Origin of the sequence: Streptomyces sp. NPDC006923, from assembly GCF_040635655.1 — a bacterium.
Classification (GTDB): Bacteria; Actinomycetota; Actinomycetes; order Streptomycetales; family Streptomycetaceae; genus Streptomyces.
In genome coordinates, this window is sequence record NZ_JBEYIF010000078.1 from 1 (window position 1) to 1070 (window position 1070).

Here is a 1070-nt window from a genome sequence, read left to right on the forward strand (position 1 = left end):
GTCGTGACTGCGTGCCTTTTGAAGAATGAGCCTGCGAGTTTGCGGTGTGTTGCGAGGTTAACCCGTGTGGGGAAGCCGTAGCGAAAGCGAGTCCGAATAGGGCGTTTTAGTAGCGCGCTCAAGACCCGAAGCGGAGTGATCTAGCCATGGGCAGGTTGAAGCGGAGGTAAGACTTCGTGGAGGACCGAACCCACCAGGGTTGAAAACCTGGGGGATGACCTGTGGTTAGGGGTGAAAGGCCAATCAAACTCCGTGATAGCTGGTTCTCCCCGAAATGCATTTAGGTGCAGCGTCGTGTGTTTCTTGCCGGAGGTAGAGCACTGGATAGGCGATGGGCCCTACCGGGTTACTGACCTTAGCCAAACTCCGAATGCCGGTAAGTGAGAGCGCGGCAGTGAGACTGTGGGGGATAAGCTCCATGGTCGAGAGGGAAACAGCCCAGAGCATCGACTAAGGCCCCTAAGCGTACGCTAAGTGGGAAAGGATGTGGAGTCGCAGAGACAACCAGGAGGTTGGCTTAGAAGCAGCCATCCTTGAAAGAGTGCGTAATAGCTCACTGGTCAAGTGATTCCGCGCCGACAATGTAGCGGGGCTCAAGCGTACCGCCGAAGTCGTGTCATTGCAGCATGAGGGCCAACGCCCGCTGTGATGGGTAGGGGAGCGTCGTGTGCCGGGTGAAGCTGCCGTGGAAGCGAGTGGTGGACGGTTCACGAGTGAGAATGCAGGCATGAGTAGCGATACACACGTGGGAAACGTGTGCGCCGATTGACTAAGGGTTCCTGGGTCAAGCTGATCTGCCCAGGGTAAGTCGGGACCTAAGGCGAGGCCGACAGGCGTAGTCGATGGACAACCGGTTGATATTCCGGTACCCGCTTTGGAACGCCCAGTATCGAATCCATTTATGCTAAGGCCGTGAAGCCGTCCTGGAGCCTTCGGGCAAAGGGGAGTGGTGGAGCCGCTGAACCGAGGTGGTAGTAGGTAAGCGATGGGGTGACGCAGGAAGGTAGTCCAGCCCGGGCGGTGGTTGTCCCGGGGTAAGGGTGTAGGGCGTTGTGCAGGTAAATCCGTGC

General features: G+C 57.8%; 1 rRNA gene. It reads left to right on the forward strand.

The annotated features are described in order from the left end of the window. A 23S ribosomal RNA gene (locus ABZ707_RS33515) occupies nucleotides 1-1070 on the forward strand; the annotation flags it as partial.